General features: G+C 35.0%; 15 protein-coding genes. 10 read left to right on the top strand and 5 right to left on the bottom strand.

The window, feature by feature from the left end:
• The first annotated feature begins 258 nt into the window (after nucleotides 1-258).
• From BR65_RS03495 to BR65_RS03465, 7 genes are all read left to right on the top strand, one after another.
• Nucleotides 259-1,215 (top strand): hypothetical protein, encoded by a 957-nt coding sequence (locus BR65_RS03495; protein ID WP_023178047.1) that lies wholly within the window; start codon nucleotides 259-261, stop codon nucleotides 1,213-1,215.
• Nucleotides 1,216-1,375: 160 nt separating this feature from the next.
• Nucleotides 1,376-2,656, top strand: a complete 1,281-nt coding sequence (tig, locus tag BR65_RS03490) for a trigger factor (protein WP_034536742.1) — start codon at nucleotides 1,376-1,378, stop codon at nucleotides 2,654-2,656.
• Between the two features lie 219 nt (nucleotides 2,657-2,875).
• Complete coding sequence (gene clpX, locus BR65_RS03485; protein WP_023178045.1) at nucleotides 2,876-4,123, top strand: ATP-dependent protease ATP-binding subunit ClpX; 1,248 nt, start codon at nucleotides 2,876-2,878, stop codon at nucleotides 4,121-4,123.
• A 357-nt stretch (nucleotides 4,124-4,480) separates the two neighbouring features.
• Nucleotides 4,481-5,068 carry a ribosome biogenesis GTP-binding protein YihA/YsxC gene (gene yihA, locus BR65_RS03480; RefSeq protein ID WP_023178044.1) on the top strand — a complete coding sequence of 196 codons (588 nt, stop codon included), beginning with the start codon at nucleotides 4,481-4,483 and terminating at the stop codon, nucleotides 5,066-5,068.
• A 125-nt stretch (nucleotides 5,069-5,193) separates the two neighbouring features.
• A complete protein-coding gene (gene hemA / locus BR65_RS03475) occupies nucleotides 5,194-6,606 on the top strand; it encodes a glutamyl-tRNA reductase (protein WP_051932817.1) in 1,413 nt (470 codons plus the stop codon).
• Nucleotides 6,593-7,888, top strand: a complete 1,296-nt coding sequence (gene hemL, locus BR65_RS03470; protein ID WP_034536740.1) for a glutamate-1-semialdehyde 2,1-aminomutase — start codon at nucleotides 6,593-6,595, stop codon at nucleotides 7,886-7,888. The genes hemA and hemL overlap by 14 nt, the downstream gene beginning before the upstream one ends.
• 23 nt (nucleotides 7,889-7,911) lie before the next feature.
• Nucleotides 7,912-8,229 (top strand): nucleoside triphosphate pyrophosphohydrolase family protein, encoded by a 318-nt coding sequence (locus BR65_RS03465; RefSeq protein WP_023178039.1) that lies wholly within the window; start codon nucleotides 7,912-7,914, stop codon nucleotides 8,227-8,229.
• A gap of 28 nt (nucleotides 8,230-8,257) precedes the next feature.
• On the opposite strand, the gene BR65_RS13945 is transcribed toward BR65_RS03465, so the two are convergent.
• Nucleotides 8,258-8,431: an SPJ_0845 family protein gene (locus BR65_RS13945; RefSeq protein WP_023178037.1), complete on the bottom strand. Its 174-nt coding sequence runs from the start codon at nucleotides 8,429-8,431 to the stop codon at nucleotides 8,258-8,260.
• A gap of 227 nt (nucleotides 8,432-8,658) precedes the next feature.
• On the opposite strand from BR65_RS13945, the gene BR65_RS03460 reads away from it, so the two are divergent.
• Nucleotides 8,659-10,140, top strand: coding sequence for an ABC transporter substrate-binding protein/permease (locus tag BR65_RS03460; RefSeq protein WP_034536738.1), 1,482 nt, complete (start codon nucleotides 8,659-8,661; stop codon nucleotides 10,138-10,140).
• Complete coding sequence (locus BR65_RS03455; protein ID WP_023178034.1) at nucleotides 10,133-10,858, top strand: amino acid ABC transporter ATP-binding protein; 726 nt, start codon at nucleotides 10,133-10,135, stop codon at nucleotides 10,856-10,858. Before BR65_RS03460 ends, BR65_RS03455 begins: the two co-directional genes overlap by 8 nt.
• A 199-nt stretch (nucleotides 10,859-11,057) precedes the next feature.
• Here the strand turns inward: BR65_RS03455 and BR65_RS03450 are convergent, their stop codons facing one another.
• The 4 genes from BR65_RS03450 to BR65_RS03435 all read right to left on the bottom strand — a co-directional run bounded on the left by BR65_RS03450 (nucleotide 11,058) and on the right by BR65_RS03435 (nucleotide 15,656).
• On the bottom strand, nucleotides 11,058-12,953 hold the full coding sequence (locus BR65_RS03450) for a PTS fructose transporter subunit IIABC (RefSeq protein ID WP_034536736.1): 1,896 nt from the start codon (nucleotides 12,951-12,953) through the stop codon (nucleotides 11,058-11,060).
• Nucleotides 12,954-12,975: 22 nt separating this feature from the next.
• Complete coding sequence (pfkB, locus tag BR65_RS03445; protein WP_023178030.1) at nucleotides 12,976-13,893, bottom strand: 1-phosphofructokinase; 918 nt, start codon at nucleotides 13,891-13,893, stop codon at nucleotides 12,976-12,978.
• Nucleotides 13,890-14,642, bottom strand: coding sequence for a DeoR/GlpR family DNA-binding transcription regulator (locus tag BR65_RS03440; protein WP_023178029.1), 753 nt, complete (start codon nucleotides 14,640-14,642; stop codon nucleotides 13,890-13,892). Before BR65_RS03440 ends, pfkB begins: the two co-directional genes overlap by 4 nt.
• 306 nt (nucleotides 14,643-14,948) lie before the next feature.
• On the bottom strand, nucleotides 14,949-15,656 hold the full coding sequence (locus BR65_RS03435; protein WP_043945639.1) for a peptidylprolyl isomerase: 708 nt from the start codon (nucleotides 15,654-15,656) through the stop codon (nucleotides 14,949-14,951).
• Between the two features lie 479 nt (nucleotides 15,657-16,135).
• Here BR65_RS03435 and obgE point away from each other — a divergent pair, with 479 nt between their 5' ends.
• Nucleotides 16,136-17,449 (top strand): GTPase ObgE, encoded by a 1,314-nt coding sequence (gene obgE / locus BR65_RS03430; RefSeq protein ID WP_023178027.1) that lies wholly within the window; start codon nucleotides 16,136-16,138, stop codon nucleotides 17,447-17,449.
• Nucleotides 17,450-17,510: the final 61 nt, after the last annotated feature.

The following is a 17,510-nucleotide window of genomic DNA, read 5'->3' as shown; positions in this document are numbered from 1 at the left end:
TTTAAATTAAACATAACAAAAATAGTTTACCATATGTTTGTATAATCTAATACAAAATTTTTTTTGAATCGTGATTATTTATGCCGTTTATTGTATAAATTAATTTTTTAGTTTTGAATCTTCTTTAAGTTAAAAAGGAAAGCGTATTCTCTATTTTAATAGACTTTAATAAATAAATGTATGCTAAAATAGATACCGAGCACAAAAAAAGAATGGACTAGTTAACGTTGAACGACATGAATGCAGGAGAGTGACACCATGGGAGAAACAGTACCCTTTCCAAAAAATTATGAGTGGTACAAAAAAGAAGCGATGGAATGTTTTCTATCCGGTAGAATGGAAGACTCCATTCCGTTTTTTGAGGAAGCTTACCGATTGGAACAAGATGAGTTGCTTAATACAAATTATACAACTGCTTTATACCAAATTGGGGAGTATGAAAAAGCTAAAGAGATTGCAGATGATAAATACTCTTTTTATGAAAGTGAAGAATCGTTAGCCCTTTTTTATACCGCAATTTTGATAAAGTGCCATCTATTTCTTCAGGCTGAGCAAGCTTTATTGTTCCGCAAGAAGAAATATCCACTAACAGATACATCTGAAGCAAATTGGACAGCTGTTCAATCGTTGTTAGAAGAAGAACAAGCTAAAATTGAATTAGAAAAACAACAAAGGATTCAATATCTTTTAAAAGAGTCTTATTCCTTAGGCGACAAAAGTTTTGCTAAGCAATCGGCTATTATGAAAGAACTAGAAGAAATTCCATTAGAACTATTCATAGAAGCAGTAAGACCCATATTGGCAAATCCATATGTAAACGGGATCGTTAAAGCAACTGCTATCGAACGTTTAGCGTTTGAGAAAGTACAGGGGTCTTTCGATATTTATTGGATGAAAGAAAAAAGATCTATCCAACCTTGCACCCTTACTTCTATTAAGAAGCATAAAATTGTTCAAGAAGTCATGTTTTTGCTATCTGAACGCATTGAACAAACAAATCCTTCATTATATCAAGCAATGGTACAAGAAGTTTCGCTTCATTTCTTTATGTTATATCCTTTTATTGAAGAAGTTATCACTTCTCCAACAGAGTGGGTTGGTCTTTATCAAAAACGTTATAGTGAATCCAATCAGATAGAAGAATCTGATTATGAGACCAATGAAATGAATCGATGGATGCAAAAAGTTGAACAAGAATTGATGGATCTAACTTAAATGTTCATTCGTTACTTAATATAAAATGAAGTGAAAGACAATCTGTTTTACCTTTAATTCGTTGTTTTTATTTACAAATTTATGCCTTTAGTGTACTATTAATGAGTATGCAATTGCTTTTTTATTGCGAAAAATAGAGTGTTTCGGAGGGAAATATAACATGACTGCTAATTGGGAAAAAAAAGGCACAAATGATGGTGTCTTAACATTTGAAATTTCAGAAGAAAAAATTAAAGAAGGTTTAGATACTGCTTTTAACAAAGTGAAATCTACACTAAGCGTACCAGGATTCCGTAAAGGAAAAGTTCCTCGTGCTATTTTCAACAAACAATTTGGTGAAGAAGCTTTATATGAAGATGCATTGAATGCTGTATTACCTGAAGCATATGACGCTGCAGTAGTAGAAGCTGGAATCGATCCAGTTGCTCAACCAAAAATTGACGTTAAATCTATGGAAAAAGGCGAAGCTTGGGTTATTGAAGCTGAAGTTACTGTAAAACCTGAAGTTGAACTAGGGGAATACAAAGGCTTAACAGTTGAAAAACAAGACCGTGAAGTAACAGATGAAGATGTTGAAAAAAATATTGAAGAAAAACGTGCTGCACAAGCTGAATTAGTATTGAAAGAAGATGCTGCAGTTGAAGGCGACACAGTTGTTATCGATTATGAAGGATTTAAAGATGGCGTTGCTTTCGAAGGCGGAAAAGGCGAAAACCATTCATTAGAATTAGGTTCAAACTCATTCATCCCAGGTTTCGAAGAAAAACTTGTTGGCGTTAAAGCTGAAGATGAATTAGACGTTGATTTAACTTTCCCTGAAGATTACCATGCTGAAGACTTAAAAGGTGCTGCTGTTACATTTAAAGTAAAAGTACACGAAGTTAAAGCTAAAGAATTACCAGCATTAGATGATGAATTCGCTAAAGACGTTGATGAAGAAGTTGAAACATTAGCTGAATTAAAAGAAAAAATCAAAACTCAATTAACAGATGCTAAAGTTGCATCTGCTGAAGAAGCGGTTGAAGAAGCAGCTATCCGTCAAGCGGTAGATAATGCTAAAATCGAAGATCTTCCATGGGCAATGGTTCACGACGAAGTTCACCGTCAAATGGATGTATTCTTAAATGATATGCAACGTCAAGGTGTTTCTCCTGAAATGTACTACCAAATTACTGGTACAACAGAACAAGACTTACACAAACAAATGGAAGCTGATGCTGACTTAAGAACACGTACAAACTTAGTTCTTGAAGCTATCGTTGAAGCTGAATCTTTTGAAACTTCTGAAGATGAAGTTAATGAAGAAGTCAAAAACTTAGCAGAACAATATGGTATGGACGAAAAAGCTGTTCGTGCTGCATTGACTCCAGAAATGTTGAAACATGACATTTCAATGAAAAAAGCAATTGATCTAATTACTGAAACAGCTAAAGAACAATAATTGCTGATTTGTTAAGCATAAATTAAAACAAACAAAAAAGGACTTCAAAAGTTATTCTTTTTGGAGTCCTTTTTTGGCTAAATGAGAAGCGGTTTAAATTCTAGCTTTAGAGCATAAATTATGCTATGCTATTTAAGATTTGAACGATTCTCATTGTAATATGAGCGGCAAATCTGCTACTATTATAAGTGGTACGAATGAGAATAGAGGTGGACAGGAATGTTTAATGATGAAGAAACAAAAGGACCTGTGAGCTGCTCTTTTTGCGGCAAGTCTCAAGACCAAGTGAAAAAAATTGTTGCTGGTCCAGGTGTATATATATGTAATGAATGTATCGATTTATGTAAAGAGATTATTGACGAAGAATTTAGTGATGCGGGATATGGCGAGTTTTTAGAAGTGCCTAAACCTCAAGAAATTAGAGGCATCTTAAATGATTACGTCATTGGACAAGAACAAGCTAAAAAATCTTTATCTGTAGCCGTATATAACCATTATAAACGTGTAAATCAAATTGGTGGCGAAGAAAAAGACGGTGTCGAATTGCAAAAAAGTAATATTTGTTTAATTGGACCAACAGGATCTGGGAAAACGTTCCTTGCTCAAAGTTTGGCTCGTATTCTAAATGTTCCATTTGCTATTGCTGACGCTACAAGCTTAACAGAAGCTGGATATGTTGGAGAAGATGTTGAAAATATCCTTCTAAAACTAATGCAAGCAGCTGATTACGATGTAGAACGTGCTCAAAAAGGAATTATTTATATCGATGAGATCGATAAAATCGCTCGCAAAGGTGAGAATGTTTCCATTACACGTGATGTTAGTGGAGAAGGGGTTCAACAAGCCTTGCTTAAGATTTTAGAAGGTACTGTTGCTAATGTTCCTCCACAAGGTGGAAGAAAGCACCCACATCAAGAATTTATCCAATTAGATACAAGCAATATTCTTTTTATCGTTGGTGGAGCTTTTGATGGAATCGAAACGATCGTTAAGAATCGTATGGGCGAAAAAGTCATTGGTTTTGGTTCTGCTAAGAAAAAAATAGAAGAAGGCCAAAGCATTATGCAACAAATCATTCCTGAAGACTTATTGAAATTTGGATTGATCCCAGAATTCATCGGACGTCTTCCAGTTATGGCTGCTTTAGAAAAATTAACTGAAGATGATTTGGTTCATATTTTAACGAAACCTAAAAATGCTCTTGTAAAACAATACAAAAAATTATTAGCATTAGATGAAGTTGAATTAGAATTTGAAGACGAATCTTTAACAGAGATTGCAAAGAAAGCAATAGAACGCAATACTGGTGCACGTGGATTACGTTCTATCATAGAATCTATTATGTTAGAAATCATGTTTGATTTGCCAAGCCGTCCAGAGATCGCTAAGTGCTTGATTACAAAAGAAACCGTAAGCGGCTCAGGGTTACCAGAATTCTTTGATACTAAAGGTAATAAAATCAGCTAGAGTGAGATAACAATAGTCTTAATAGAATAAGTAAACGATAGGAGGCTGGGACAAAAATCCCAGCCTCTTCTTTTTATACGAATATTTATTCTAAAACGTGCTCCAAAAAGCAGACCTAACGCCTAAGTGCATTTATTCAATGCTCGATGGTCGATGACCATACTGCGCTTATTCGTTCCAGTTGCCCTAGCTCTTGCGGCTTTAACTCTCTTTTTAGCTTATTTGAGTAATAATTATGTAATAGTTTCATTAGACCTTAAGAATAAACTAAAGAAGGTTTTAAAATTGGAATGTTATTGGTTGCTTTAATATGTTAGAATGGTAAAAGAATTTATAATTAGAGATGGAGATTAAAGTATGAAAGTAAATAAAGCTGATATTGTGATCAGTGCGGTTTCGCCTGCTCAATATCCAAGTACTGGACTCCCTGAGATAGCTTTAGCAGGACGCTCAAATGTAGGGAAATCATCTTTTATCAATACGATGATCAATCGAAACGGACTAGCTAGAACTTCAGGAAAACCAGGAAAAACACAAACGTTAAATTATTACATTATCGAAGATACTTTTTATTTTGTAGATGTTCCAGGATACGGTTATGCTAAGGTATCAAAAACTGAACGCGCAAAATGGGGTCAAATGCTTGAAACGTATTTTACTCAAAGAGAAACATTAAAAGTAGCTCTTTCTGTAGTAGATCTAAGACATCCGCCAACAGAAGATGATGTACAAATGTATGAGTTTTTAAAATATCATTCTATTCCTGTAATTGTTATTGCTACAAAAGCAGATAAAATCCCACGAGGTAAATGGAATAAACACATAAAAATTGTAAAAGATAAGTTGAATTTAAGAGAAGAAGATGATTTCGTTCTTTTTTCTTCCGAAACTGGCGAAGGAAAAGAACAAGCATGGAAATTGATTGAGTCTTACATTAAAAACTAACTTCTTTTTAGAATAAATGAGTAAATCAAGAATAATTGATAGATTTAAAGAATAGAAAGGGTAGAAGAACGATGGATTCTATCTTTTTTCTATTTATTTACAATTATAATGATGAAAATAAGAGGATGGTAGTAGTGAAAATCTTATTATATGGGGTAAGTCATAAAACGACACCGATAGAAATTAGAGAGAATTATACAATTGAAGAACAAAAAGTACCTGAACAGCTCGCTGTGATCAAATCCTTTTCGGGAGTTGAAGAAGCAGTCATTCTTTCGACTTGCAATCGAACTGAATATTATCTTTACATTGATCAAGATGAATTTAAGCATGGGGATATGCTTCATTACCTTTCAAAACATACAGGATACGAGATTTCTGAAGTTATCTCAACAAGCTACGGAAAATCAAATCAGGATGCTGTTGATCACCTTTTTAAAGTGGCTACTGGACTTGATTCATTGATCATTGGAGAGACACAGATCTTAAGCCAAGTTAAACAAGCCTTTGCGTTAGCAATTGAGCAAAAAACATCCGGACCGATCCTAAACTCGTTATTTAATAAAGCCATTTCTTTTTCTAAAAAAATGCATACGAAAACGAATTTAGATCAATTGTCTTATAATCCCGGAACTGCTGCGGTTAAACTATGTAAAGAGGAATGGGAAACGATAACAGATAAGCGATTCCTTTTAATAGGGACCGGAAAAATGATCCGTTTAACAGCTAAAACCTTATTTTATCAAGGAGTTACCCATATTACTTTAACGGGCCGCAATGAACAAAAAGTGAATGATCTGGCACATGAACTAAATCTATGGGCACAGAATGCGAAAAAAGCGGATCAATTGACTCGTTATTTCTTTACAGCTGATTTTAATCACTTGCCAATGTCCTTGGCAGTGGCTGATGGAATTATTGCAGCTACAAAAGCACAGCACTATCTTGTAACGGAGAGAATAATTGAGGAAGTAGCTACGATTCGTTTAACGAAGAAAAGACAATTGTTTATGGATCTAGCTGTTCCAAGAAATATTGAACCTAGTATTCAATATAGGGAAGATATCCAAGTTTTTGATATGGATCAAATTAGTTTCAGACTAGATGAGGTAGATGCTGACAAAGATAAAATCGTGAAAAAAATCTTAGCAGATTTGAGTGAAGAAGTTGCAGACTTTAAACAGTGGTACCAAGAAAGAAAAGCTGTTCCGTATTTGCAAGAATTGGCTCTTCAAACGATAGAAATCAAAGAAGATACTCTAGCTAGCTTAGAGAGGAAATTGCCTGAATTAACGGAACATCAACTTCTTTTAATTGGTAAACACTTGCAAAGTGTCATTAATCAAATGAAACGAAAACCAATTGATTCATTAAAAGAGTTTGCCCGGAAAAAAAGTTCAAACGATCCAAAAGACACGAAAAATGAACTGAAGTCATTTGCACGAGCTTTAGGTTTTTCTGTTGAAATAGAAAATACAGAAGAATCTCCAGAAGTACTTGCAATCGAAAGTGAGGAGATCAGCATTGAGAGAAACTAGACAATCTGAACAAGCTTTTGAAAAAGCACAGCAATTAATGCCTGGAGGAGTAAATAGTCCTGTAAGGGCCTTTAAATCGGTAGATGTGCCTCCTGTATTTATTCAAAAAGGAAAAGGCAGCCACGTATATGATATTGACGGAAATGAATACATTGACTATGTTTTAGGATGGGGCCCTTTAATTCTAGGTCATGCTAATGATGTAGTGATCCACGATATCCAAAGTACGGCTAGTTTAGGCACGAGTTTTGGTATGCCAACTCTTATGGAGAATCAATTAGCTGAACTAGTAATCCAACGTGTACCATCTGTAGAAATGGTTCGTTTTGTAAACTCGGGTACCGAAGCTACCATGAGTGCATTGCGTTTAGCAAGAGGGTTTACGGGTAGAGATAAGATCATAAAATTAGAAGGAAGTTATCATGGTCATGATGATGCATTGTTAGTAAAAGTAGGATCTGGAGTTGCGACTTTAGGATTACCTGATTCACCAGGCGTTCCGAAAAGTACAACATCTAATACTTTAGTTGCTCCTTATAACGATTTAGAAGCCATTCAAGAGCTATTCCGAAAATTCCCAGGCGAGATTGCAGCCGTGATTATGGAACCTGTAGCAGGAAATATGGGCGTTATACCGCCATTGAAAGGATTTTTAGAAGGAGTACGGACGTTGACTGAAAAAGATGGAGCTTTATTGATATTTGATGAAGTTATGTCTGGATTTAGAGTTGGCTACTATAGTGCTCAAGGTCACTATAATGTCATGCCTGATTTAACTTGTCTAGGTAAAGTTATCGGGGGCGGTGTTCCCGTAGGAGCTTATGGCGGAAGAAGAGAGATCATGGAAAATATTGCTCCAGCTGGCAGTGTCTATCAGGCAGGTACGTTATCTGGAAATCCTATTGCCATGTCCGCTGGAATTGCTACACTATCTCAATTGACTGAAAAGCATTACGCTCATTTTGAAGCTTTAGGTGATGAATTAGAAAAAGGGATTCTTTCATTAAGTGCCTTATTTGATATCCCAATTACAATCAATCGAGCTGGCAGTATGATTGGCTTATTCTTTAATGAAGGACCGGTAACCAATTACCAACAAAGTAAGGCAAGTGATACAGCTTTTTTTGCTGAGTATTATAAAGAAATGATCAATCATGGCATATTGTTGCCTCCTTCTCAATTTGAAGGAATCTTCTTATCCACTACTCATACCCTAGAAGATGTTGAGCGTACTTTAGATGCTATGGAAGCTAGTTTTAATGCCTTGAGAAATAGAGAATAGAGACTAAAGGAGTTATTTTCAAAATGGAATTTAATGAATATCAAAAATTAGCCAGCCGTACTTTATACGGAAATGAACAAGTTTTGACTAATTGCGCATTAGGATTAGCTAGTGAATCCGGTGAGTTAGTGGATCTAATTAAAAAATATACTTTTCATGGTCATGATTTAGATAAAAAGGAATTAACCAAAGAACTTGGGGATGTCCTTTGGTACTTATCTCAAATTGCGGAATGGGCTGACATTCCTTTTGAAGAAGCAGCAGTACAAAATATAGAGAAGTTAAAACGACGTTATCCAGACGGGTTTTCTGCTGAAAGAAGCCGTAATCGAATCGAATAAAAAAATAGAAACGCTGAATGCTGATTAGCTATTCAACGTTTCTATTTTTTTTATTATTTTTAGCTAAAAGAGCTTCTTTTTCATCTTCATCTATAAAAAATTTTTCTTCAGGGTCAGGAAAAAGAGTTTCTTCTTCAGGATCAATAGCAAACTGGCTAAATAAATCGTCCAAGCTTGTCTCCGTTTTATGAATTTGTCCCATACTCAACCTCCTTTTTATGTAATCCAATAGTAGACTGAATAGACAAAGAAAACAAGACTTTCTCGAAAAAAATATTTTTAATATTCATATATACATTTAAAATGCATAAAAGGGGAGCAAAAGACTAATTTAATTAATATTACTGAAATATATTGTATAAATATTCTTAATCTGTTATGATATTTTATAAGTAAAAAAGTAGCGTTGACTAGAAAAGGGGAAGAAGTATGAGAAAGAAATCATTTTATTTGATTGTATTAAGTTTAGTAACTGTACTTAGTTTGTTTATACCAATAGATTCGGTATTTGCAGCTGATACAGCTTTAGAGGATATTCAAGAAAAAGGAACACTAGTGATTGGTACGAGCGCAGATTTTCCGCCTTATGAATTTCATAGTACAGTAAACGGTAAAGATACTATAGTGGGAATGGATATTTCTATTGCTCAAAAAATCGCTGAAGATTTAGGAGTAGAATTAAAAATTGAAGACATCGGTTTTGACAGTCTTCTGCCAGCTTTAGAATCAGAAAAAGTTGATATGGTTATTTCTGGTATGAGCCCTACTGAAGAACGTAGACAAAGTGTTGATTTTTCCGATGTTTACTATACAGGTGGTCAAAATATCGTTGTAAGAGAAACAGACAAAGAAATTTATACAAATACGGATGATTTAACAGGTCTGAAAGTTGGCGTCCAAACAGGTTCATTACAAGAAACACTCGCTCAAGAACAAATGCCTGATTCAGAGATATTGAGTTTGACAAAAACAACCGATCTGCTTTTAGCTTTAAAGACAAATAAAATTGAAGCTATCTTAATGGAAAAACCTAGTGCAGAAGCTTACGTAGGAAATGACAATCAAATCGTAACGTTTGATGGTGGTTTTCTTTTAGAAGAAGGAGAACAAGGTAGTGCCATTGCTTTTAAAAAAGACACACAGTCTTTAGTAGAAGTGGTAAATGCTTCTTTAACAGAGATTAATGAGCAAGATTTAATTCCTAGTTATCTAGAAGAAGCTGGATCTCATTTGAAAGCTGCGCAAACTGGGACAGATGAAGAAACTGAGAGCAGCAACAGTATTTTTAATTATTGGAAATACTTTTTAAATGGGACAGGATATACGATTCTGATTTCAGTTGTGAGTGTCTTCTTTGGGTCAATACTTGGAGTTGGATTATCCTTTATGAGAATGAGCAAAAATAAAATTATGCATTATGCTTCTACCGCTTATGTTGAATTTGTTCGTGGAACACCTATGATGATTCAAGTCATGTTCATTTACTTTGCAGTGGGTTACTTAGTTAATATTCCAGCTTTAGCATCTGGTATTATTGCCGTTTCACTAAATAGTGCAGCTTATATTTGTGAAATTATTCGTTCAGGTTTAAATTCAGTACCTAAAGGCCAAGCTGAGGCAGCAAGAAGTTTAGGAATGAGTAAAAATATCGCTATGCGTCAAATTATTTTCCCTCAAGCACTTAAGAACATTTGGCCAGCATTAGGAAATGAATTTATAACGGTTATTAAAGAAAGTTCAATTGTTTCAATTGTTGGTGTAAGTGATTTAATCTTCCAAACAAGAGTTGTGACTTCTGTTTCATATAGAGGAATTGCTCCTTTAGTGGTTACAATGATCATCTACTTTATTTTAACATTTAGTTTAACTAAGCTATTAAATCATTATGAAGGGAAGATGAATCATGATTAAAATCAATCATTTAAAGAAAACATTTGGCACTAATGAAGTTTTAACAGATATCAATCAAGAAGTTAAAAAAGGAGAAGTAGTGGTGATCATAGGTCCATCGGGATCTGGAAAAAGTACATTGCTTCGCTGCTTAAACTTATTGGAAACACCAACGAGTGGTGAAATTATTTTTGAAGGAACTGCTTTAACTGGTTTAAATGAAACAAAAATGAATCAATTGCGTGAAAAAATGGGAATGGTTTTCCAAAACTTTAATTTGTTTCCTCATATGACAGTGTTAGAAAATTTAAAAGTAGCACCTATAAAAGTTAAAGGTATTCCAGAATCTGAAGCGCATCAAACAGCTATCAAATTATTAGAACAAGTTGGTTTATCTGACAAAGCGGAAGCTTATCCTTCTAATTTATCAGGCGGTCAACAACAACGGGTTGCAATTGCTCGTGCTTTAGCTATGAATCCTGATGTTATGTTGTTTGATGAACCTACTTCTGCCTTGGATCCTGAAATGGTGGGTGAGGTGCTTAAAGTTATGCAAGATTTAGCTGAAATTGGTATGACGATGGTTGTCGTAACACATGAAATGGGATTTGCAAAAGAAGTGGCTGATCGTGTGATTTTTATGGATGGTGGCTATATTGTTGAAGAAGGCGAACCAGAAGCTGTTTTTGATAATCCTCAACACGAAAGAACGCAAGATTTTTTAGCAAAAATATTATAATAAAGTATTGGGATTAGTTCATATAACCTAACTTATTAAAAAAGAAGGGCCTACAGTATTTTCTGTAGGTCCTTTTCATAATAAGAATAGAATCTAGTTTATCTATAATCCATTTAACTAACCAGTAGTTAGTTATTTAGATACAAAAAAAGCTTATGGAAGTAATAAATCCCATAAGCTTTTTTGATTAGTAGATCAATTAGTCATTTGTAACTGGTTTTCTCCAAAGACCAAGAATAACAGCTGAGATGACAGCACCGATAGCTAATGCTCCTAAGAACAAGAAAGGATGATTTGAGAGTGTTACAACGAAAATACCGCCATGTGGAGCAGGAATCGTAACATCCCATAACTGAGTTAATCCACCAGCTATAGCAGCTCCAACGACTGAAGATCCAATTGTACGAAGAGGATCAGCAGCAGCGAAAGGAATAGCTCCTTCAGTAATAAACGATAATCCCATAACATAGTTCGTAATAGCCGATTTTCTTTCATCTTCATTAAATTTATTTTTGAAGAATGTGCTAGCTAATGCGATTGCTAATGGTGGAATCATACCACCGGCCATAACAGCAGCCATCAAGCTACCATCACCTGTATCAGTAAAGATCCCAATTGAAAAGGCATAAGCCGCTTTATTAAAAGGACCACCCATATCAATAGACATCATTCCACCTAATAATGCACCTAAAAGGACTGCATTACCTGTACCAAGATTTTCTAAGAAAGTAATCATTGCAAGGTTGATTGTTGCGAAGATTGGTCCAACAATAAAGAACATCAATGCACCAGTAACTAATAAACCAAGAATAGGATAAAGTAGAATAGATTTTAAACCGTTAAGTGATTGAGGCAATCCTTTTAAGCCTTTTTTCAATGCTAGAATCGTGTAACCAGCTAAGAAACCAGCTGCAAGACCACCAAGGAAACCGGCGTTGCTGTTTACAGCAATGAGTCCACCAACCATACCAGGCATTAAACCAGGACGATCAGCAATACTTAACGCAATGTAACCAGCTAAAATAGGGATTAAGAAATTAAATGCGTTATTTCCGACAGTATTTAAAAATAGATAAATGGCATTTGTATCACCTAACGTTCTTTCTAATAGGAAAGAAATAGCCATTAATATTCCGCCACCTACAACAAAAGGCAACATAGTTGAAATACCATTCATTAAGTCTTTATAAACTCGATTAATCCATGAACCAGATTCATCATTATCAGCTGATTCGTCTTTTTGTCCATCTGATGAGTAAATAGGTGCTTGTTTGTTCATTGCTTTTGTAATGAGTTCTTCAGATTTACGGATACCGTCACTAACAGGGCGTTGCAACATAGGTTTTCCATCAAAACGAGCTAATTCAACTTTTTTATCGGCAGCTATAATAACGCCACTTGCTCTTTTAATATCCTCAGCAGTTAAACGGTTTTTGATTCCGTCAGAACCATTAGTTTCAACTTTTATATCAACACCCATTTCAGCTGCTTTTTTCTTTAATGAATCTTCAGCCATGTAAGTGTGGGCAATACCTGTAGGACAAGCTGTGACTGCGATAACAAAAGGTCTATCGGAATGATCAGTTGAACTTTCTACAGTTGCAATCGTTTTGTTTTCTTCTTCAGCCTCTTTTTCTTGTACTTCTTGAGCAGCTGCAAAAAGTGAACGAACTTCTTCAGGTGTTTTAGCTTCTTTTAAAGATAAAACAAAATCAGGATGGATCAATAAGCGAGAAAGGTTTGCCAAAGCTTGTAAATGTGTGTCGTTTGCGCCTTCTGGAGCAGCAATCATAAAGAATAAGAAAGCAGGTTGACCATCTAATGAATCATAGTCGACACCTTTTGCACTTTTAGCAAATAAAACAGTAGGGTGGTTGACTGCAGTTGTTTTAGAATGCGGCATCGCAATTCCATCACCTAAACCTGTAGAAGTAAGCGATTCGCGATGCATAATACCTTCTTTAAATAAAACAGCATCGTTAATACGATCGTTTTCTTTTAAACTAGCGATCATTTCATCAATAACGCCTTCTTTAGTTGTTGATTTTAAATCCATGATCATGACTTCTTTAACCAATAAATCATTAATATTCATTATCTTTCCTCCTAATACGATTTTATAAAGCTATTTCAGTTACGATAACTTCTTTTAATAATGCGTTGATTTCGGCTTGAGTTGCTAAATCGTCAGAAAAAGCCGTGGCACTTCCAGTAGCTACACTTTTTTGGAAAGCTTTTAACGGATCTTTAGTATCGACTAGAGCACCGATAAAACCAGCGATCATTGAGTCACCAGCTCCTACTGAATTTTTCACAGTACCTTTAGGAACAGTAGCTTGATAAACTTTTTCGCCTGTAAAGAATAGAGCTCCATCACCAGCCATTGAAACAAGTGCATGTTGAGCGCCTAAAGCAATAAGTTTTTTACCATAAGGAATAATATCTTCAACAGACTCGAATGTTGCATCGAAAAGTTCAGCTAATTCATGATGGTTTGGTTTAACCAATAATGGTTTATGAACTAAAGCGTTCTTCAATTCTGGTCCAGTTGTATCGATCACGAAGTCAGCATTACGTGAAACAATTTTTCCAATCATATTTTGATAAAAATCTTCAGGTAGAGAAGGGGGCTTGTTTCCAGAAAGAACTACAATATCCTCATCTGTCATTAAATCCATTTGTTTCATTAATTGATTTGCTTCAACATCTGTAATAGCAGGGCCTTGGCCATTTATTTCAGTTTCTGAATCAGATTTCAATTTTACATTGATTCGTGTGTCGCCTTTAATTGAGACAAATTGTGTATGAACACCTTCTTTTTCCAACCAATCAGAGATAAAGTTTCCAGTAAAACCACCTAGAAAACCTAAAGCTGTAGAAGGCTGACCGATATGGTTTAGAACACGAGAAACGTTAATACCTTTACCACCTGGAAGTTTAATATCTTTATTCATCCGATTCAATTCACCTAGTTGTACGGATGAAACGTGTACAATATAGTCGATTGATGGATTTAATGTTACCGTGTAAATCATTTTTTTGCCTCCAATATTGTTGTTTTAGTAAAATAGCTTTCATAATTTTTAGGATTTAGATGATCTGTAATAATAACAGCATCTTCTATATTACATACCTTTACAAAAGTGACTTTATTAAATTTTGTTTCATCAGCTAATACATAAACTTTTGAACTATTTGCAAAAGCTTGTTGCTTAACTGTCGCTTCTTCTGGATCAGGAGTGGTAAATCCATACTCTCGATCAATACCGTTCATACCTAGAAAGGCTTTCGTAAAACGATAACGGGATAATTGCTCTAAACTTGTAGCGCCTACAATAGCTTGAGTTGTATTTTTCAACTTTCCACCTATTAATAAAACGTCATTATCTTGATCAGCAAGTAAAAGAGCATGCTGTACAGCATTTGTTACAATGCGTACATTCTTACCTTTTAAGAAAGGGACCATAAAAAAGGTAGTAGACCCTGCATCTAAGAAAATGACATCATCTTCTTTAACTAAAGATGCTGCTAATTCTGCGACTTTTTTCTTGTCGTGAACGTTTTTGACTGATTTCTCACTAAGGGTTTGTTCCTGTTCAATTGTATAAACTCGTTTAGCGCCGCCATGGACACGAACAAGTTTTCCTTGTTCTTCTAAAGTTGCTAAATCACGTCTGATAGTGGATTCTGAACAATTCATTTCTAACATGAGTTCTTGGGATTTGATTACTCCATTAGTAGTTAACTGTTCTAATATGAAATTATAGCGTTCTTCAGTAAGCATACCATCCCTCCATTAACGCTACTTTACCACCAAAAACAGTCAAAAGCAATCAAAAGTAAACCGATTTCATCGTTTTTTAATTGCATGAGAAAAGAGATAAAAGAGAATAAAAAAACGAAATGGACTGTACCAATTTATTCAAGGAAAATAAAAGTTCTTTATTTGCAAAAAAGTAGGTGCTATACCACTTTTCACTCTAACAGATACAAGATACAAAAGGGTTTCCATTAAAAAAAAGTAGATTAAATAAAAATAAGAAAGAAGTCATTTTGACTTCTTTCTTATTTTTATTAATCGTTAGGTAAACTAATAAGATGAGTTGATTACTTCTATTGATTCTATTGTAATCTCTTGTAATGGTTTATTGTTTTGGTCAGTTTCTGTTTTACTAATAGCATCTACAATATCCATCCCTTCAATAACTTGGCCAAAGACCGTATAGTTTTGGTCTAGAGAAGGGTATCCGCCGTTTTTGTACGCTTCGATGATCTCTTTTGGAGTAATAGTAGGGTCTGCAGTTTCACTCATATCTGCAGGGTTCTGGACAATGTAAAATTGACTTCCGATTGAAACAGGTGCATTTGTTTTAGCCATAGCGATTGCGCCGCGTATATGGAACAGTTGATTTGAGATCTCAGTTTCAAATGGTTCACCCCAAATACTTTCGCCTCCAGTGCCATCGCCTTCAGGGTCACCAGCTTGTATCATGAAATTAGGAATAACACGATGAAAGACAGTTCCATTATAGTAGCCTTCACTCCCATGAGTGAGGAAATTTTCAACAGCTTTAGGTGCCAATTCAGGAAAAACTTTCGCACGAATCGTTCCTAAAGAAGTCGTTATTCTAACTTCTTTTTCATTTTCCTTCACTTCTTTAGTCAGCTGTGGTAAATTTGTTGGTTCCTCATCAAGAGTAGAAGATTGAATTAAAGAACTTTCAGGAGTAAACACTGTACTGAGGCTTGCTCCAGTACTTTTTGATAATAAATGAACGCCAAAAATCATTAATCCCATAGCTATAAAAAATAATATACTGCCAATAACAATATTTTTCTTTCTTTTCACGGTGCACGTCCTTGTAATTTATAAGCAATATTGCTTAATTATTATCATTCATTTTTCTACGTTATTGTATAACTTAATAGAAAAAGTTCCTTGTAAATTATACTGCAAATGAGAAAATAATTAAATAGTTAAAATGAAATGATGGTATAATGAGTGAAAGGAATTTATTGACTATTTAAAATCATACTCTTATAAAAGTGACATTATCCTCTTAAAAAAATAGACAAATACATCAAATAGACGTACAATAGATAATGGACTAAAATGGGGTATACTGAACGTATGTCATTTTTAGAGGATATGTGATAATTTGGCTTTCTTGTTTACATCTTGGAACAAATGTAATATGAAAATAAAGTGCCAGATCCATTAAGTAACCTAGAAAATAGTTGAATCTCATACACTCAAAAATGAGGAGGAAAATATAAATGTCAATGTTTTTAGATCAAGTGTCAATCAATGTAAAAGCGGGAGATGGCGGAAATGGAATGGTCGCTTTCCGTCGCGAAAAATTCGTACCAGATGGTGGCCCAGCTGGTGGAGATGGTGGAAAAGGTGGAGATGTCGTTTTTATCGTAGACGAAGGTCTTCGTACGTTAATGGATTTCCGATTTAACCGTCACTTTAAAGCTGAAGACGGCGAAAACGGTATGAGTAAAAACATGCATGGCCGTGGAGCTGGAGACAATGTTATCAAAGTTCCGCCAGGCACTACCGTTATCGATTCTGAAACAGGTAAAGTATTAGGTGATTTAGTTCATCATGGACATAAACTGGTTGTGGCTAAAGGAGGACGTGGTGGTCGAGGAAACAGCCGTTTTGCGACACCTAGAAATCCAGCTCCAGAAATTGCTGAAAATGGTGAACCCGGAGAAGAACATAAAATTGAAATGGAATTAAAAGTTCTAGCTGACGTTGGATTAGTTGGCTTTCCTTCAGTAGGAAAATCAACCTTGCTTTCAGTTGTTTCTGCTGCTCGTCCTAAAATTGGTGCTTATCATTTTACGACTTTAGTGCCTAATTTAGGTATGGTTCAAACACCAGATGGCCGCAGTTTCGTTATGGCTGACTTGCCAGGATTGATTGAAGGGGCATCTCAAGGAATTGGTTTAGGAACACAGTTCTTACGTCATATTGAGCGTACTCGTGTTATCTTGCATGTCATTGATATGAGCGGAAGCGAAGGACGTGATCCTTTTGAGGATTATGTGGCTATCAATAAAGAATTAGAAACGCATAATCTACGTTTATTGGAACGTCCTCAAATTATTGTGGCCAATAAAATGGATATGCCGGATGCTGAAGCAAATCTTGTTGCCTTCAAAGAAAAAATTCAAGCTCTTAAAGAGAATGAATTTGAAGAAGACATCCAAATCTTTGCAATCTCAGCTATTACTCATCAAGGTACTGCTAATCTATTGAATGCAACAGCTGACGTATTAGATGTGACTTCTGAGTTTCCAATCTATGAATTGGATCAAGAAGAAGATACTGTTCTGTACAAACATACTGCTGAAGATAAAGGTTATGCAATTACAAGAGACCCAGATGCTACATGGGTATTGAGTGGAGAAAAACTCGAAAAATTATTCAAGATGACGAATTTCGATCACGATGCTTCTGTATTAAGATTTGCTCGTCAATTACGAACAATGGGTATAGACGAAGAAATGCGCGAACGGGGAGCTAAAGACGGCGACTTGGTCCGCATAATGAAATATGAATTTGAATTTGTTGAATAAAAAATAAATCAGAAACTCCAAGCAATGAATAATTAAATTGCTTGGTTTTTTTGTTTCATCT

Origin of the sequence: Carnobacterium inhibens subsp. inhibens DSM 13024 (genome assembly GCF_000746825.1) — a bacterium.
In the GTDB taxonomy this organism is placed as follows: Bacteria; Bacillota; Bacilli; order Lactobacillales; family Carnobacteriaceae; genus Carnobacterium_B; species Carnobacterium_B inhibens.
Note: the sequence above shows the minus strand (reverse complement) of the source record. Positions and strands in the feature narration are given on the sequence as shown.

Bases quoted from the DNA above. Each gene is read 5' to 3' on its own strand.
- clpX (WP_023178045.1), top strand. From the start codon at position 2,876: ATGTTTAATGATGAAGAAACAAAAGGACCTGTGAGCTGCTCTTTTTGC.
- BR65_RS03435 (WP_043945639.1), bottom strand. From the start codon at position 15,656: ATGGGATTAATGATTTTTGGCGTTCATTTATTATCAAAAAGTACTGGA.
- pfkB (WP_023178030.1), bottom strand. From the start codon at position 13,893: ATGATTTACACGGTAACATTAAATCCATCAATCGACTATATTGTACAC.
- BR65_RS13945 (WP_023178037.1), bottom strand. From the start codon at position 8,431: ATGGGACAAATTCATAAAACGGAGACAAGCTTGGACGATTTATTTAGC.
- BR65_RS03450 (WP_034536736.1), bottom strand. From the start codon at position 12,953: ATGAATATTAATGATTTATTGGTTAAAGAAGTCATGATCATGGATTTA.
- BR65_RS03465 (WP_023178039.1), top strand. From the start codon at position 7,912: ATGGAATTTAATGAATATCAAAAATTAGCCAGCCGTACTTTATACGGA.
- hemA (WP_051932817.1), top strand. From the start codon at position 5,194: ATGGTAGTAGTGAAAATCTTATTATATGGGGTAAGTCATAAAACGACA.
- tig (WP_034536742.1), top strand. From the start codon at position 1,376: ATGACTGCTAATTGGGAAAAAAAAGGCACAAATGATGGTGTCTTAACA.
- BR65_RS03455 (WP_023178034.1), top strand. From the start codon at position 10,133: ATGATTAAAATCAATCATTTAAAGAAAACATTTGGCACTAATGAAGTT.
- yihA (WP_023178044.1), top strand. From the start codon at position 4,481: ATGAAAGTAAATAAAGCTGATATTGTGATCAGTGCGGTTTCGCCTGCT.
- BR65_RS03440 (WP_023178029.1), bottom strand. From the start codon at position 14,642: ATGCTTACTGAAGAACGCTATAATTTCATATTAGAACAGTTAACTACT.
- BR65_RS03495 (WP_023178047.1), top strand. From the start codon at position 259: ATGGGAGAAACAGTACCCTTTCCAAAAAATTATGAGTGGTACAAAAAA.
- obgE (WP_023178027.1), top strand. From the start codon at position 16,136: ATGTCAATGTTTTTAGATCAAGTGTCAATCAATGTAAAAGCGGGAGAT.
- BR65_RS03460 (WP_034536738.1), top strand. From the start codon at position 8,659: ATGAGAAAGAAATCATTTTATTTGATTGTATTAAGTTTAGTAACTGTA.